At 71.6% G+C, this 16,235-nt stretch carries 15 protein-coding genes; 5 read left to right on the top strand and 10 right to left on the bottom strand.

The window, feature by feature from the left end; all coding sequences use genetic code 11:
- Positions 1 to 607 precede the first annotated feature (607 nt).
- Positions 608 to 1,414, top strand: a complete 807-nt coding sequence (locus tag EAO73_RS04630) for an SGNH/GDSL hydrolase family protein (RefSeq protein WP_147970216.1) — start codon at positions 608 to 610, stop codon at positions 1,412 to 1,414.
- A gap of 67 nt (positions 1,415 to 1,481) precedes the next feature.
- On the opposite strand, the gene EAO73_RS04625 is transcribed toward EAO73_RS04630, so the two are convergent.
- Entirely contained in the window at positions 1,482 to 2,318 is an 837-nt protein-coding gene (locus EAO73_RS04625) for a class I SAM-dependent methyltransferase (protein WP_147970215.1), read from the bottom strand.
- 70 nt (positions 2,319 to 2,388) lie between these two features.
- Between EAO73_RS04625 and EAO73_RS04620 the strand changes: the two genes are divergently transcribed.
- Both EAO73_RS04620 and EAO73_RS04615 read left to right on the top strand, forming a co-directional pair.
- Entirely contained in the window at positions 2,389 to 4,275 is a 1,887-nt protein-coding gene (locus tag EAO73_RS04620) for a prolyl oligopeptidase family serine peptidase (RefSeq protein ID WP_191133933.1), read from the top strand.
- Positions 4,276 to 4,347: 72 nt separating this feature from the next.
- Positions 4,348 to 5,241 carry an SURF1 family protein gene (locus EAO73_RS04615; protein WP_147970214.1) on the top strand — a complete coding sequence of 298 codons (894 nt, stop codon included), beginning with the start codon at positions 4,348 to 4,350 and terminating at the stop codon, positions 5,239 to 5,241.
- A gap of 82 nt (positions 5,242 to 5,323) precedes the next feature.
- On the opposite strand, the gene EAO73_RS04610 is transcribed toward EAO73_RS04615, so the two are convergent.
- The 7 genes from EAO73_RS04610 to EAO73_RS04580 all read right to left on the bottom strand — a co-directional run bounded on the left by EAO73_RS04610 (position 5,324) and on the right by EAO73_RS04580 (position 12,111).
- Positions 5,324 to 6,556 (bottom strand): hypothetical protein, encoded by a 1,233-nt coding sequence (locus EAO73_RS04610; protein WP_147970213.1) that lies wholly within the window; start codon positions 6,554 to 6,556, stop codon positions 5,324 to 5,326.
- Between the two features lie 119 nt (positions 6,557 to 6,675).
- The gene (locus EAO73_RS04605; protein ID WP_147970212.1) at positions 6,676 to 7,251 is read right to left on the bottom strand and encodes a SigE family RNA polymerase sigma factor; all 576 of its coding nucleotides are present in this window, start codon (positions 7,249 to 7,251) and stop codon (positions 6,676 to 6,678) included.
- Between the two features lie 383 nt (positions 7,252 to 7,634).
- The gene (locus tag EAO73_RS04600) at positions 7,635 to 8,699 is read right to left on the bottom strand and encodes an aspartate-semialdehyde dehydrogenase (RefSeq protein WP_147970211.1); all 1,065 of its coding nucleotides are present in this window, start codon (positions 8,697 to 8,699) and stop codon (positions 7,635 to 7,637) included.
- Positions 8,696 to 9,967, bottom strand: a complete 1,272-nt coding sequence (locus EAO73_RS04595) for an aspartate kinase (protein WP_147970210.1) — start codon at positions 9,965 to 9,967, stop codon at positions 8,696 to 8,698. The genes EAO73_RS04600 and EAO73_RS04595 overlap by 4 nt, the downstream gene beginning before the upstream one ends.
- A gap of 374 nt (positions 9,968 to 10,341) precedes the next feature.
- Positions 10,342 to 11,001 (bottom strand): DUF5063 domain-containing protein, encoded by a 660-nt coding sequence (locus tag EAO73_RS04590; RefSeq protein ID WP_147970209.1) that lies wholly within the window; start codon positions 10,999 to 11,001, stop codon positions 10,342 to 10,344.
- 92 nt (positions 11,002 to 11,093) lie between these two features.
- On the bottom strand, positions 11,094 to 11,693 hold the full coding sequence (gene recR, locus EAO73_RS04585) for a recombination mediator RecR (RefSeq protein WP_018514171.1): 600 nt from the start codon (positions 11,691 to 11,693) through the stop codon (positions 11,094 to 11,096).
- Between the two features lie 79 nt (positions 11,694 to 11,772).
- The gene (locus tag EAO73_RS04580; RefSeq protein ID WP_147971381.1) at positions 11,773 to 12,111 is read right to left on the bottom strand and encodes a YbaB/EbfC family nucleoid-associated protein; all 339 of its coding nucleotides are present in this window, start codon (positions 12,109 to 12,111) and stop codon (positions 11,773 to 11,775) included.
- 379 nt (positions 12,112 to 12,490) lie between these two features.
- On the opposite strand from EAO73_RS04580, the gene EAO73_RS04575 reads away from it, so the two are divergent.
- Positions 12,491 to 13,291 (top strand): SLATT domain-containing protein, encoded by an 801-nt coding sequence (locus tag EAO73_RS04575; RefSeq protein WP_376557473.1) that lies wholly within the window; start codon positions 12,491 to 12,493, stop codon positions 13,289 to 13,291.
- Between the two features lie 33 nt (positions 13,292 to 13,324).
- Here EAO73_RS04575 and EAO73_RS04570 read toward each other — a convergent pair whose 3' ends face one another.
- Together EAO73_RS04570 and EAO73_RS04565 are read right to left on the bottom strand one after the other, a co-directional pair.
- Complete coding sequence (locus EAO73_RS04570) at positions 13,325 to 13,975, bottom strand: hypothetical protein (protein WP_147970208.1); 651 nt, start codon at positions 13,973 to 13,975, stop codon at positions 13,325 to 13,327.
- 138 nt (positions 13,976 to 14,113) lie between these two features.
- The gene (locus tag EAO73_RS04565) at positions 14,114 to 14,818 is read right to left on the bottom strand and encodes a GntR family transcriptional regulator (RefSeq protein ID WP_147970207.1); all 705 of its coding nucleotides are present in this window, start codon (positions 14,816 to 14,818) and stop codon (positions 14,114 to 14,116) included.
- A 142-nt stretch (positions 14,819 to 14,960) separates the two neighbouring features.
- Between EAO73_RS04565 and EAO73_RS04560 the strand changes: the two genes are divergently transcribed.
- The coding region (locus tag EAO73_RS04560) for a serine/threonine-protein kinase (protein ID WP_224756181.1) at positions 14,961 to 16,235 on the top strand (1,275 nt) is incomplete at its 3' end.

The following is a 16,235-nucleotide window of genomic DNA, read 5'->3' as shown; positions in this document are numbered from 1 at the left end:
ACGACCTCTGCCGCAGGCCCCGATCAGTCCCGGCGAATGTGCCGGAGTTCGACGTGGCGGCGGGTGAGGCTGCGGCGAGCGGGGGCACGTCACGCAACGTCCCGGGTGGACGGTCCGCCAGCGGTGATCATGAAGCTGGGTTCGGCGAAGTGGCCCCGGACCAAGCCGACGCCGGGGCGGGGACCAGTCAGTGGAGCAGCGAGGGCTGCCTCGCGCCGCTGCCGCGGGTGCTCGCGCAGACATCATCGCGGCCCGACCCGAAGCTCGCGCCACACGCGGCGCGTTGCCAACCACGGAGCAGTTCCAGACCCGCAGCATGAGCGGCACCTCCGTCTCCGGGCGGCCCGACTGGCACCGTTGACAGGCTTCGAACGCTCATCCACGGAATCACGCACCTGCGATGCGATGAGCCGATAGCCGCAAAAACCTTTATTTCAGGGGGAGTTGTAGGTTTATCTACGCGCGGAGCTACGGCTACCGACCGATCATTCGGGCAATTCCGACGGGTTCTCGCAGGGCTATTACCGACTGGTACTGAGAGCTGCTACAACAGGGGACGCTCACTCAACCCCCCACCCACCCCCCACACTTCGGAGGGCTGACAGCTATGTCAGTACGGAGATTCTGGGCGTCCGCATCCACTCTGCTCCTCGCCGCCGCTGCTGCTCTGGGCCTGGCCCAGCCGGCTTCGGCGTCCTCCTCGGCCGCCGCCGGCGGGTACGTCGCCCTGGGCGACTCGTACTCGTCCGGCGTCGGCGCGGGGAGCTACCTGTCCGACAGCGGTGACTGCAAGCGCAGCACCAAGGCCTATCCCTACCTCTGGGCCGCGGCGAACTCGCCGTCGTCGTTCACCTTCGTCGCCTGTTCAGGCGCCACCTCGAGCACCGTGGCCAGTGGTCAGCTCGGGGCGCTCAGCTCGTCCACCTCGCTGGTCAGCGTCACCGCGGGCGGCAATGACGTCGGGTTCGCCGATGTCATGCAGGACTGTGTGCTGTCGGGCGAGTCCGCGTGCATCTCGGCCGTGGACGCGGCCGTCGGAAGGATGAACAACACCCTGCCGTCGGGGCTGAGTTCGCTGTACGCCTCCATCCACTCCAAGGCCCCGCAGGCCCATGTCGTGGTGCTGGGCTACCCCCGCTTCTACAAGATCGGCGGCAGCTGCGTCGTCGGCCTGTCCGACAAGGCGCGTACGGCCATCAACAACGCGTCCGACGTGCTGAACGGGGTCATCGCCAAGCAGGCGGCGAACGCCGGGTTCACCTTCTCCGGGGTCGCCGACGAGTTCACCGGGCACGAGATCTGCTCCGGTGATCCGTGGCTGCACAGCGTCTCGATCCCCGTCTCCAACTCGTACCACCCGAAGGCGGAGGGCCAGTCGGGCGGGTACCTGCCCGCGTTCCGCTCTGCGGCGTAACGAGCAAGCGCAACGGATGAGGGGCCGTACCGCCCCGGCGCGAGGCCGGGGCGGTACGGCCCCTCCGTCATGCTGACGGGCGGGTCGCCTTGAGCGAGTACATCAACGGGATACGCGGCCGGTCCGGCGGGTAGCGGAAGAAGTCGTCCGCCCCGCGTTTCAGGACCGGGAAACGCGCGAAGAGCGAGACGTCGTGCTCATGCAGGAACTCGATCCGCAGACCCGCGGCGGCCAGCGCGGACACCACACTGCCCACCGGGTGCTGCCACTCGACGCTGCGGTTGTGGAGGGTCGGCGCGTCGAAGTCCGCGTACGTACCCGGCGTCTCGTCCACCCATGCCTCGCGGCTGAAGTAGTCGTGCACGATCCGCGAACCCGTCTCGTCGTCGAGGCAGTCCGTGAGCGGATGGAACTCCGCCAGGTACAGGAAGCCGCCCGGCGCCACCAGCGAGGCGGCCGTCTCGGCCCAGCGGTCGATGTCGGGCAGCCAGTTCAGCGCACCGACGCCCGTGTAGACGATGTCGTACGAGGAGTCCGGTACGGCCTGGGCCGCGTCGTACACGTCGGCGGCGACGAAGGCCGCGCGGTCGGGGCCGAGCCCCAGGTCCTCGGCGAGCGTGCGGGCGGTCTCGACGGCCGGTTCGGAGAAGTCGAGGCCCACGACCTGAGCGGCACCGTGCCGCGCCCAGGAGAGCGTGTCGAGTCCGATATGGCACTGCAGGTGCAGCAGCGACCGGCCGGTCACGTCGCCGACCTCGGCCAGCTCGAAGGGCCGCAGGGCGTCCTTCCCAGCACGGAAGGCGTCGAGGTCGTAGAAGTCACTGCCGGCGTGGATGGGCACACGCTCATCCCACATCCTGCGGTTGGCTTCGCGCCAGTCGGCCGGTATCGGAGCGGTGGACATGTCCGCGAGGTTATCCACAGGCTGCGGACGAAGCGAACGGATTGTCGGCCGCCCGGCGCAGAATGGGGTCATGACTGAGGCCACTGGTTCGTCGACGACCGCATCCGTCCCCCTGTGGGAGCAGCGTTTCCGGGCTCCCAGGGTGTCGCTGCCCGACTGGGCGGAGGACGCGCCGGACCGCGCGTTGTTCGTCTCCAACGCGACCGGCACCTACGAGCTGTACACCTGGGACCGGGCGACCGGTGAGCAGCGCCAGGTGACCGACCGGCCGAACGGGACGACGGACGGCGTGCTGACTCCGGACGGCGAGGCCGTGTGGTGGTTCAACGACACCGACGGGGACGAGTTCGGGGTGTGGATGCGCCGGCCGTTCCACGGCGGTGCGGACGTGGAGGCCGAGCCGGCGGCGCCCGGCCTCGAAGCGTCCTACCCGGCCGGGCTGGCGATCGGCCGGGACAACACGGCGGTGATCGGCCGTTCGACGGACGAGGACGGCACGACGGTCCACGTCGTACGGCCGGGCGCGGCCCCCGTGGAGATCTACCGGCACCGCGAGTCGGCCGGGGTCGGCGACCTGTCGCACGACGGGACGCTGATCGCCCTGGAGCACACCGAGCACGGGGACGCGATGCACTCCGCGCTGCGCGTGGTGCGGCCGGACGGGACGACGGTCGCGGAGCTGGACGACACCGAGGGCGGTACGAAGGAGCTGGGCCTCGCGGTCCTCGGCTTCGCGCCGGTCGACGGGGACACCCGGCTGCTGGTCGGCCACCAGAGGCGCGGGCGCTGGGAGCCGATGATCTGGGACCCGGTGGCGGGCACGGAGACGGACCTGGCCATCGATCTGCCGGGCGATGTGGGTGCCGAGTGGTATCCGGACGGCTCCGCGCTGCTCGTCGAGCACGGCTTCGAGGCCCGCAGCGAGCTGTGGCGGTACGAGCCCGCCGCGGCCGACGGCCGCCTGGTGCGGGTGGAGACGCCCACCGGCACGGTCTCGGGTGCCACGGCGCGGCCGGACGGGACGGTGGAATACCTGTGGTCGTCGGCGGCCGAGCCGCCCGTCGTCCGCTCCACGACCGGTTCGGTGGTGCTCGACCCGCCGGGGGCCAGGGCTCCGGCGTCGGTGCCGGTCGAGGACGTGTGGGTGGAGGGGCCGGGCGGCCGGATCCACGCGCTCGTGCAGCGTCCGCCGGCCCCCGCCGAGGGGCCCTTCCCGACCGTCTTCGAGATCCACGGCGGCCCCACCTGGCACGACAGCGACGCCTTCGCGGCCGGCCCCGCCGCCTGGGTGGACCACGGCTACGCGGTCGTCCGGGTCAACTACCGCGGCTCGACCGGATACGGGCGGGCCTGGACGGACGCGCTCAAGCACCGGGTCGGCCTGATCGAGCTGGAGGACATCGCGGCGGTGCGGGAGTGGGCGGTGAAGTCCGGCCTCGCGGACCCGGCGAAGCTGGTCCTGGCCGGCGGCTCCTGGGGCGGATACCTCACCCTGCTCGGCCTCGGTACGCAGCCCGGCGACTGGGCCCTCGGCCTGGCGGCGGTCCCCGTCGCGGACTACGTCACGGCGTACCACGACGAGATGGAGGCCCTGAAGGCGATGGACCGCACGCTGCTGGGCGGGACGCCGGAGGAGGTGCCCGAGCGGTTCGAGGCGTCCTCGCCCCTGACGTACGTCGAGGCCGTGCGGGCCCCCGTCTACATCTCGGCCGGCGTCAACGACCCGCGCTGCCCGATCCGCCAGGTCGAGAACTACGTGGACCGGCTGAAGGGCCGTGACGCCGTCCACGAGGTCTACCGGTACGACGCGGGGCACGGCTCGCTCGTCGTGGAGGAGCGCATCAAGCAGGTCCGGCTGGAGCTCGACTTCGCCCGGCGGCACCTGGCGGGGGTCTCGCCCGCGGGGCCCGGGGACCCGGTCGCTCCGGGTGAGGAGGCACCGGTGGGCGGCGCGTAGGAGGCGGATAAAGGGCGGCTTTCCGGGTGCCCCCGCTCCGTCCGGCCGGAGCGGGGACCGTACCGTGGAGGGGTGTACCGGTTCCTGCTGACCCCGCGATGGTGGGGGATCAACCTCTTCGTCGTGCTGGCCATCCCGTTCTGCGTGTTCATGGGCACTTGGCAGCTCGGCCGCTTCGAGGACCGCGTGCACACGCACGAGGCCGCCGAGAAGCAGCCCGCTCCGGGCACCCGGGCCGCCAGGCCGCTCGACGAGCTGCTGCCCGTCGACACGGAGACCTCCGGCCGGCCCGCCACGGCGACCGGCCGGTATGCGGACCGCTTCCTGGTGCCCGGCCGCGAGCTGGACGACCGGAAGGGCTTCTACGTCCTGGACATGCTGCGGACCGACAGCGGCAAGGCTCTGCCGGTGGTACGCGGCTGGCTGCCCGGGAAGCCGGGGCAGACGAGGGTGCCGCACGCACCGTCCGGCCGGGTCACGGTGACCGGCGACCTCCAGGCGTCGGAGAACGCGGGCACCGCCGGGGTCGGCGCGACGGGCGGGCTGCCGGACGGCCAGGTGGGCATGATCAGCGCCGCGTCACTCGTCAACCTCGTGCCGTACGACGTGTACGACGCCTGGGTGACGCTTCCGAAGAGCGGCGCGGGCGGCTCCGAGAAGGCCGCGGGCGCCACGGGCACTCCGGCGGACACGACCGATGGTGCCGCCCGGTCCGGGGCGGCTACCGCGCTGCGTCCGGTCCCGGCAGCCGCGCCGGTGGGCGGGGGGCTCGACCTCAAGGCCTTCCAGAACCTCGGCTACACGGGTGAGTGGTTCGTCTTCGCCGCGTTCGTGGTCTTCATGTGGTTCCGGCTGCTGCGCCGGGAGGCGGAGGCCGCCCGGGACGTGCAGCTGGGGCTGGTCCCCGAGGCGGAGACGCCGGGGGCCGCGGCGCCGGGCGAGGCGGAGGCCCGTTCCGGGGCGTGAACGGCCGGAAGGCCGTCACCCGGCCCCGCTCTGACCTCTCCGCCCCCACGCCCCTCCGCCTACGAGCGCACCTACGACCGCCCTACGACGAGGGTTCCAGGACTCCCGTCCGGTAGATCGTGCCCGCGCAGGCGTTGTCGATCTTGGTCGCGGCGACCGGCGCACCCGGCTCCGGGGTGTGCTGCACGGAGATGCTGCCCTGTGCCGGGCCGGCCCCGTCGGCGGTGCCGAACTGCGCCTCCGTACCCGTGTCGCTCTCGCCGGTCCCGCCGGCCGCCGCCGCCCCGGCGGAGCCGCCGCTGCCGGCGCCCGCCGCGGCGTCCGTCGGTGTCGGGGAGGGAGAGCCGCCGGTGGTCGGACAGGTGTCCTTGGGGACCCAGGCGAACTGCACCTCGTAGACCATGTCCGGCTTCAGCAGGACGGTGGCCTCCTCGGTGGCCGGACTGGGCAGACCCGACGCGGGGTCGCCCTCGGTGTGCCGGACGACCACGATCCGGGCCGGGTCGGCGGCGCCCATCGCCTCGAAGCCCACGGTGCCACCGCTGTTCACCGCGCAGTCCTTGCTGGACACGTTGGCGATGCGGAAGGTCCCGTACACCGTGCCGTCGGCACCCGCCGCACCCGTACTGGCCGACCTCACGCCGAGCTGGCCCGGATCGCACGCGGGCATGACGCCCTCCGCGCTGACGGCGGGGTCGGCGGTCGCGCCGGTCGTGTCGCCGGCCGGCCCCTGGTCACCGCTGCCGGTCGGGGTCGCGGTGGCCTGCGGAAGCCCCTGGCCGCCGTCCGGGTGCCCGCCGCCGCTCTCGCCGCCGCCCCCGGTTCCGGAGTCCTCGCCGGCGGCGTCGCCGTTGCCGCCCTGCGCCTGCTCACCGTGGCCGGCGATGGCGGGGCTGGCGGTGCTCGAACCTTCCGAGTTGGCGACGTGGACGAACGCGGGGACCGCGGTGCCGATCAGCAATGCGGCGGCCGCCGCACCGACCAAGGCCTGCCGTCGCCGGGCGCGCCGGGCGGGCACCGCCCGCTGCAGCCGGTCGAGGCTGCCCTCGCTCGGCTCCAGTCCCTGCACGACACCGCGCATCATGCGGCGCAGCGCGTCCTCGTCGTCGCCGTCGTCACCGAAGGACCCGCCTCCGCCGGACGAACCGCCGCCGAAGGAGCCGCCCCCTCCGCCGAAGAGCCCGTCGCCGAACAGATCGGCCGGGGTCGTGAAGCCCGCCGTGTCGCCTTCCCCGGCGCCCGGACCCCCGGCGGGACGCGCACCGGGTTCCTCGTCGCCACCCGCGTAAGGAACGCTCTCCGGCCCGTGGTTCACAGTTCCGTTCCCAGTCCGGTTCAGCGGAAAACCGCGCGAGGGGCCGCGTCGGTATCCGTTACGGCCCCCGTGCCGCGGGTCCCGTTCGTGTTCGTGATCGTGGTGATCGCCGCGCCGGCTCATACCTGCGCCTCCATCACCACGCGCAGGGCCGCGATGCCGCGGGACCCGTACGCCTTGACCGAGCCCAGGGATATGCCCAGCGTCTCGGCGACCTGAGCCTCGGTCATGTCCGCGAAGTAGCGCAGGACCAGCACCTCGCGCTGGCGCCTCTGCAGGCCGCGCATCGCCTTGATCAGCGCGTCCCGCTCCAGTTGGTCGTACGCGCCCTCCTCCGCGCTCGCCATGTCCGGCATCGGCTTCGAGAGCAGCTTCAGCCCGAGGATGCGGCGGCGGAGCGCGGAGCGGGACAGGTTGACCACGGTCTGGCGCAGATACGCGAGGGTCTTCTCGGGCTCGCGGACCCGGTTGCGCGCGGAGTGCACGCGGATGAACGCCTCCTGCACGACGTCCTCGCAGGACGCCGTGTCGTCCAGCAGCAGGGCCGCGAGGCCCAGCAGCGAACGGTAGTGGGCGCGGTAGGTTTCGGTGAGATGGTCGACGGTGGTTCCGGCTGCCACGCTCTCCTCAGCGCCCTCGCGCTGCGTCGGCAGCCCCGTCCGGCGTGCGGCGGGCATGGGGGCGATCACCGGCATGCCGCCGGCTGCACGGGCCCGTCGGAGCGGTCGCACCGAAGCGCCGCGCAAGGGGCCCACCACTGTGATATCGAGAACCTCTGCCACGCCAGTTGGACACGCTTCCCCCCGTCAGGGTTGTACGCATACGGCACCGCGTTTGAGGCCCTGCGATATGCCTTCATACGTACCCGCTCTTCCCCAGATGCCTCGCACATGCGCCCCGCCGCGCAAGAAGTGACCGCTTAGACGCCTGGCGCCCGACCCGCGGTTGCAACGAACCGAAAGGTCATCGTCGGTCACGGCGACTGCCCAGCTCAAGAGGTTCAGACCAGCAAGTTGCTCACAGGCCGTTCACAGAAAGTACAAAACCGGCTCGATCCGGACCTCATGATCACGGCTGCTCAGGACCGGGGAAAATCGGCGGCCACCGATTCGGCGATCTGCGCCACGTTGAGTGCCGCGCCCTTGCGGAGGTTGTCGCCGCAGACGAAGAGTTCCAGTGCCCGGGGATCGTCCAGCGAGCGCCGGACCCGGCCGACCCAGGTCGGATCGGTGCCCACCACGTCCGAGGGGGTGGGGAAGTCGCCGGCACCCGGGCTGTCGTAGAGCACCACTCCGGGGGCCGTCGCCAGGATCTCGTGGGCCCGGTCGACCGCGACCTCGTTCTCGAAGCGGGCGTGCACCGACATCGAGTGCGTGGCGACGACGGGTACGTAGACACAGGTCGCCGATACCCGCAGGTCCGGCAGGTCGAGGATCTTGCGGCACTCGTCGCGGATGGCCAGTTCCTCCGACGACCAGCCGTCCCCGGCGTCCGTCCCGGCCCAGGGGACGACGTTGAGCGCGACCGGCGCGGCGAACGGGCCGCCGTGCGTGTCCCCCACGACGCGGCGTACGTCGCCCGGCTTCGTACCGAGTTCGGTGCCGGCCACCATCGACAACTGTTCGCGCAGTGCCGCGACTCCGTCGCGTCCGGCGCCGCTGACGGCCTGGTACGAGGAGACGACCAGCTCTCGCAGGCCGAATTCGGCGTGCAGGGCGCCGACGGCGACGATCAGCGCCAGCGTGGTGCAGCTGGGGTTCGCGACGATGCCGCGCGGTCTCATCCGCACGGCATGCGGGTTGATCTCGGGCACGACGAGCGGAACGTCGCCGTCCGTCCGGAAGGCCGCGGAGTCGTCGACGACGACGGCGCCCTTCGACGCGGCGATCGGGGCCCATCGCGCGGAGACCTCGGCGGGCACCAGGAAGAGCGCCACGTCGACGCCGTCGAAGACGTCCTCGGTGAGTTCGAGGACCTCGCTCTCCTCACCGCGGACGACCAGCTTGCGGCCGGCCGAGCGCGGCGAGGCGACGAGTCTGACCTCGCCCCAGACATCCGCGTGCTGCGAGAGGATCTGGAGCATGACGCCACCGATCGCCCCGGTCGCGCCGACGACCGCGAGCGAAGGGCGGCGTGCGGTCATCGGCCGGTGCCCCCGTACACGACTGCCTCGTCGGAGTCGCTGTCGAGACCGAAGGCGGTATGCACGGCGCGCACGGCCTCGTTGACGTCGTCGGCACGGGTGACCACCGAGATGCGGATCTCGGATGTCGAGATCAGCTCGATGTTCACGCCGGCATCGGACAGCGCCTCGAAGAAGCCCGCGGTGACCCCGGGGTTGGTCTTCATACCCGCGCCGACCAGGGAGATCTTGGCGATCTGGTCGTCGTAGCGCAGCGAGTCGAAGCCGATCACGCCGCGGTTGCGCTCCAGGGCGTCGATGGCCTTGCGGCCCTCGGCCTTCGGGAGCGTGAACGAGATGTCCGTCAGGCCGGTCGAGGCGGCGGAGACGTTCTGCACCACCATGTCGATGTTGACCTCGGCGTTCGCGATCGTGCGGAAGATCGCGGCGGCCTCGCCCGGCTTGTCGGGCACGCCGACGACGGTGATCTTGGCCTCGGAGACGTCATGGGCGACTCCGGAGATGATCGCGTGCTCCACCTGCTGGTCCCCTTGCGGCTCGTTGCTGACCCAGGTGCCGCGCAGTCCGGAGAAGGACGAGCGCACGTGGATCGGGATGTTGTAACGGCGTGCGTACTCTACGCACCGGTGCAGCAGCACCTTGGAGCCGGACGCGGCCAGCTCCAGCATGTCCTCGAACGAGATCCAGTCGATCTTACGGGCCTTCTTCACGACCCGAGGGTCGGCGGTGAACACGCCGTCCACGTCGGTGTAGATCTCGCAGACCTCGGCATCCAGCGCGGCCGCGAGGGCGACGGCGGTGGTGTCGGACCCGCCGCGGCCGAGGGTGGTGATGTCCTTCTTGTCCTGGGACACGCCCTGGAACCCCGCGACGATCGCGATGTTCCCCTCGTCCAGCGCCGTACGGATACGGCCCGGCGTCACATCGATGATGCGCGCTTTGTTGTGGACCGAGTCGGTGATGACGCCCGCCTGGCTGCCGGTGAACGACTGGGCCTCGTGTCCCAGGTTCTTGATCGCCATGGCCAGCAGCGCCATGGAGATCCGCTCTCCCGCGGTCAGCAGCATGTCGAACTCACGCCCGGCCGGTATCGGGGATACCTGCTCGGCGAGATCGATCAACTCGTCCGTCGTGTCGCCCATCGCTGACACCACGACAACCACCTGGTTGCCGTTCTTCTTGGCATCGACGATTCGCTTGGCGACGCGCTTGATGCCCTCGGCATCGGCTACGGAGGAGCCTCCGTACTTCTGCACGACAAGGCCCACGTGCGCTCCTCGCTCAGTCCATTACTGCGGTCGGCTCAGTTTAACGAGCAGCCCGGAAACGCCGCGCTGATATCACATGATGAGATGTCCCGCTCACCACGTGATCATCAGCGTGTCGCTTCCGAGCCGCTCGTACCGCGCTGCTGCCCAGCGGACCCGTACGCATTCCCGTTTGTGGCCCAGCCCACACGGGGCCGGGGCGCCGGATTCCTACGCTCCGCAGGTGCGGCGGGGCAACGCCGCGGCGCTTCACACGCCGCGCCGCGTCCGCGTCCGCCCCGCGCGGCACCTCGGCCCCCAGCATGGGCGGAACGATCCGCTCCGGCTTCGCAGGTGTCGCGCACCGACAACGGGGCGCGGCTGGGTGACGGCCGCTACTTCACCGGCCGCAGGCCCAGCGGCCCCGCGATCTCCTCGACCATGACGCGGCCCGCCTCCTCCGCCAGGTCGTCGTCGGCGGCGTCCTGGTCGGTGTCCAGGCCGTCCAGCTCCTGGAGGGGCTGGTTGAGGCGGATATGGGCGATGAGGGACTGCAGGGCGCGCAGGGTGGCGGAGGCGGTGGAGCCCCAGTTGGAGAAGTAGGAGAACTGCCACCACCACAGGGCCTCGGTGGTCCGGTCCTCCTCGTAGTGGGCCAGGCCGTGGCGCAGATCGGTGACGAGGTCGGCCAGGTCGTCCGAGATGCGGGCCGCGACCGGCGCCTTGCGGGGCTCGTACGGGTCGAAGACCTCGGAGTAGACGTCGATCGGCTCCAGGAGGGCCGCGAAGCGCTCGCGCAGGCCGTCGGCGTCCGGCTCGGCGCCCAGGTCCGGCTCGTAGCGCTCGTCCGGGAGGATGTCCTCGTACGCGCCGAGCCGGCCGCCGGCCAGCAGCAGCTGGGAGACCTGGAGGAGCAGGACCGGAACAGCCTCTTCCGGTTCCTCGACCTTGGACACCTCGGTGACCGCGACGATGAACGTCTTGATCTGGTCCGCGATCTGGACCGCGAAATCGCCGGGGTCCTGCGTGACGGTGTTCAACGTGGCGTCAGACATCGAGGAGACCTCCCGTGTGCACGGTCGGAGACGGTGAGTAGAAGATAACCGCGCTGAACGTAAAGCCGTCGTGAGATGCGGGGACGGAACCGTCAGACATCGAGCAGCCGCCTCCCCTCGAAGGCGCGGCCGAGGGTGACCTCGTCCGCGTACTCCAGATCGCCGCCCACCGGCAGGCCGCTGGCCAGCCGGGTGACGCGCAGGCCCATGGGCTTGACCATCCGCGCCAGGTACGTCGCGGTGGCCTCGCCCTCCAGGTTGGGGTCGGTCGCCAGGATCAGCTCGGTGATGGAGCCGTCGGCGAGACGGGCCAGCAGTTCGCGGATGCGCAGATCGTCCGGTCCGACGCCCTCGATGGGGCTGATCGCCCCGCCCAGCACGTGGTAGCGGCCCCGGAACTCACGGGTCCGCTCGATCGCGACGACGTCCTTGGGCTCCTCGACCACGCAGATGACCGACCGGTCGCGGCGCTGGTCGCGGCAGATCCCGCACTCCTCCTGCTGGGCCACGTTGCCGCAGACCGCGCAGAAGCGGACCTTGTCCTTGACCTCCAGGAGGGCGTGCGCCAGCCGCCGTACGTCCGTGGGCTCCGCCTGCAGCACGTGGAAGGCGATCCGCTGCGCGCTCTTGGGACCGACGCCGGGCAGCCTGCCCAGTTCGTCGATGAGGTCCTGAACCACGCCTTCGTACAACGGAACGCCTTCCTGACTGAGCCGGCTGAGTCGTGGTACGTACCGTAGGGGGTACGTAGGGTCTTGGGTATGCGGCCGGTCAGAACGGCAGGCCGGGCATGCCGCCGCCCAGGCCCTGGGTCAGCGGGCCCAGCTTCTGCTGCTGGAGCTGCTGCGCGTTCTCGTTGGCCGCCTGGACCGCCGCGACGACGAGATCCGCGAGGGTCTCGGTGTCCTCCGGGTCCACCGCCTTGGGATCGATCACCAGGCCGCGCAGCTCACCCGAGCCGTTGACCGTCGCCCTGACCAGACCGCCGCCCGCCTGGCCGTCGACCTCGGTCCTGGCAAGCTCCTCCTGGGCCTGAGCGAGCTCCTGCTGCATCTTCTGGGCCTGCTGCAGCAGCTGCTGCATATTGGGCTGACCACCACCGGGAATCACGGTCACTCCAGGCATTTCGACGACAAATGTTTCGGTACGCCGAGCCTACGTTGTCCCCGGGCGGCGCGCCCCACCCGCCGGGGAGCAACTCTTTCGAGTGAGTTCGGGAGAACGGTGCCGGGACTCCTATACCTGACCAGAGGCCGTACGCACCCGGGAATACCGCGATTTCGACCCCACGGCCCACCATTCGGCGGTAGGAAGGGCATGCGTCCCGGTACGCACGCGCATACTTCCCGTCACGCATGGTTACGCACGGGGGACTGCCCGTCGCGTCCAGGGGGCTGGAGCAGCCAGGGAGCAGAGCAGAGATCCGCCCCGTCGTCGAGTACGCGGTCGAGAGCACGCGTCGCTATGCAGCATGCAGAGGAGTACCCCGGTGAGTCAGCCGGAGATGCAGCCCGAAGTGCCGCCCCGCAAGTCCGGCGCGTCCGGCCCGGTGGGTGCGGCCGCTCCTTCCGGTACGGGCTCCGGCGCCGAGGGCCGTGCGGGGCGGGGCCGTGACCTGACCGGGGAGCCGTTCCCGCAGGGCGACTGGGGAGAGCCCTCCCAGCGGCTCGACGAGCTCTACCGGTGGCTTGAGGCGGACGCGCTGCGCACCGCCGAGTGGTATCTGAACGACCGGCTGTGGAAGCGCCGCGGCGCCAGGGCCCTGCGGATGGGCACGGCGGCCGGAGTGGTCGCGGGCGCCGCCCTGCCGCTGCTCGACCTGACCGGCGCGCTGCACGGTGCGGCCGGCCTGGGGTATCTGTCGCTGCTGCTGGGCGCCGCATGCATGGCGTGCGACCGGTACTTCGGCCTGACCTCGGGCTGGATAAGGAACCTCGCGACCGCGCAGGCCGTGCAGCGGCGGCTCCAGGTGCTCCGGTTCGACTGGGCGTCGGAGTGCGTACGGGAGGTGCTCGGCCCGGCCGAGGGCACGGCGAGCGAGGCGACCGAGCGGTGCCTGGGCGTGCTGCGGCGCTTCTCCGAGGACATCACGGAGCTCGTACGGTCGGAGACCGCCGACTGGATGGTGGAGTTCCGGGCAGGTCCCGCGCCGCTGGGGATGCAGGCCCTGGCCTCCGGCGGCTCGGGGAACGGGCGCCCGGAGCAGGGGGCGGCTCCCGGCCGGTTCCCGCTCCAGTCCATGGGCCGGCCGAACATGCCGAGGCAGCGGCCACCGGAGTCCCCGCGCTGACCGGCACGGGGACCCGGGCGGTACGAGGCCGCCTCAGCTGAAGACGATCATCGATCCCTGGGCGAGGCTGCGGGTGGCCGCGGCGTGCAGGCCGAGCCAGACGTGGCGTTCCCGGGCGAACGGGTCGTCGTCGTACGGGACGGAGCTCGCCGGCTCCTCCAGCTCGGTCGGTGCGGCGGGCGGCAGCGGGGCGGCCGGCGGGTTCGCCGGGTCGATGCCGATCGCCGGGGCGACGAACTCCAGCTCCCGCAGCAGCCCGTGCGCCGAACCGAGCGGGCCGCCGCCCGCCAGCAGGTCGTCGGTGGAGACCGGGGCGGCGAAGTCGAGGGGAACGTACGCACCCGCGTGGTCGAAGTGCCACACCAGATGCGACTGCCGGGCCGTCGGCTCGAACATCTCCAGCAACTGCTCGTAGTCCCCGCCCAGCTCGTCGACCGGAGTGACGGCGAGGCCGCTGAGCTGGAGCAGGTAGGCGCGGCGCAGAAAGTGCAGGGCCTCGTAGTCGAATCCCGCGACCGGGGCCACATCGCCGGTGAGTCCGGGCATGTAGGCGTAGACGGGGACGGGCGGCAGTCCGGCCTCGCCCAGGGCCTTGTCGTAGAGGGTGATCTCTTCGGCGAAGGGGTTGTCGGGGCTGTGGCACAGCACATCGACGAGGGGGACCAGCCACAGGTCACAGGCCACGAAGTCTCGCTCTCCAACGGGGGCGTGCGGTGGTCGGGCCAGCGTAATGCGGCCGGCACCGCGCGCACAGAGGTCGCTCACGACCGGCCCGGGGCGCGGTGGCGCTGTGCCCGGTGCCCGTCGGGGGCAGGGGCGCCCCTAGGTCTCCCTCGTGGCCGGTCCCGGGGCGGCCAGTCGGTCGGCCCAGCTCAGCGCGTGGCTGTTGTAGTCGTGAATCACCGCGCGCAGGGCCTCGCGGTCCCGATGCGTGATCGCGGCGACCAGCTCGGCATGGCCGTTCCACAGCCAGTCGCGCATATCGGTGTCGCCCCGCAGGTACGGCACGGCGAACACCCACGCCTGCACGCGCAGCCGGTGCAGGAAGTCGCTGATGTAGGCGTTGCCGATGAGCCCGCCGAGCTCCCGCCAGAAGCGCAGGTCGTAGCCGATGAGGATGTCCAGGTCCCCGCCGCGTGCCGCACGGGCGGCCTCCTCCGCGCGGCGGCGTACGGAGACGAGCGCGTCACGGTAGCCCGGCTGCTGCGCCGGCAGCGGATCGTGGAAGACGCCTCGGATGACCCCGTCCATGACCAGGGCACGGGCCTCGACCATCGCCCGGTAGTCCGCGACCGTGAACTCGTGCACCCGGAACCCGCGGTGCTGGTCGGATTCGAGGAGGCCCTGCGCGGACAGGTCGAACAGCGCCTCGCGGACGGGTGTCGCGGAGACCCCGTACTGCTCGGCGATCTGCTTCACCGTGAACTCACGCCCCGGCAGCAGACGCCCGGCGAGCACCTCGTCGCGCAGCGCGTCCGCGATCTGCTGACGCAGGGTGCTGCGGGTGACGGCTCCGCTCGCGCACATGGCGCCCCTCCCCGATTCGGTTCCGGGTCACCTTAGACCGGCTCCGGACCGGTCAGGAGCCCCCGAGGGCCCCGACGGGACGGGCCACGCCGCTATTCTCGTCCCCGTCCGGCGTGTTGTCGTACGGGGGAGGCCGCACACCATGGAGAAGCTCGGGTCCACCGATCCACAGCGCATCGGCGCGTACCGCTTGCTGGGGCGCCTCGGCGCGGGCGGCATGGGCCAGGTCTATCTGGCCAGGTCCGACCGGGGCCGTACGGTCGCGCTCAAGCTCGTACGCGAGGAACTCGCCGCCCAGCAGGAATTCCGCGACCGGTTCCGGCAGGAGGTGCAGGCCGCCCGCCGGGTGGGCTCCACCAGGACCGCGCCGGTGCTGGACGCCGACACCGAGGCCGATGTGCCGTGGGTCGCCACCGGGTATGTGGCGGGGCCCTCCCTCCACGCCACCGTCTCGGGCCGGGCGGCCGCCGGCGGGTACGGCCCCCTGCCGGAACGGTCCGTCCGCATTCTCGGCGCCGGTCTCGCGCACGCCCTGAAGGCCATCCACACGGCCGGCCTCATCCACCGGGACCTGAAGCCCTCCAACATCCTGCTCACGATCGACGGTCCGCGCGTCATCGACTTCGGGATAGCCAGAGCCCTGGACACCGTCACCGACGGCGGACTCACCCGTACCGGAGCGCTCGTCGGCTCGCCCGGCTTCATGTCGCCGGAGCAGGTGCGGGGCGAGCGGGTGAGCGCGGCGAGCGACGTGTTCTGTCTGGGATCGGTGCTCACGTACGCGCTGACCGGGCGGCTCCCCTTCGGTGCCGCGGCCAACGAGATGCACGCCCTGCTGTTCCGCATCGCGCAGGAGGACCCGGACCTGACCGGGGTCACTGCGGGTCTCGACGACCTGATCCGGGGCTGCCTCCACAAGGACCCGCAGGCCCGGCCGTCCACGGACGACATCCTGGCCCTGCTGGCGGGCGACGACAACAGCGCGGAGCCCTGGCTGCCGGGCGCGCTCATCGCCCAGCTCGGCCGCCATGCCGTGGAACTGCTCGACTCGGAGGACCCGGAGGACGCGGTACCGGCGGATGCGGGGGTGGCCGGTGCGGCTCCGGGGGGTAGCGGGCCTACGGACGCGGGGGCTTCCGGCGCCGGAGCGGGCGACGGCGGGCCGCAGGGCGATGACCCGCGGGTCGCGGCACCTTGGGACACAGCGCCTCGGGACACAGCGCCTCGGGACACGGAGCCGCAGGACGCGGTGCCCCGGGATGCCGTGCCCCTGACCAAGCCGTCCCCGGCCGGTCCGGTGACCGCCGCGGTGTCCGAACCGCAGCCGGGGCCCCCGGCCGAACCCGCGACCGAGGTGCTGGGCGTGCCGACCGGGCCGACCGCTCCCCTCGCCCCGCCGCAGCCGCCAACTCCCGGC

The organism is Streptomyces sp. col6 (genome assembly GCF_008042035.1).
GTDB lineage: Bacteria > Actinomycetota > Actinomycetes > Streptomycetales > Streptomycetaceae > Streptomyces.
The sequence above is the reverse complement of the archived record's forward strand: the minus strand, read 5'-3'. Positions and strand labels throughout refer to the sequence as shown.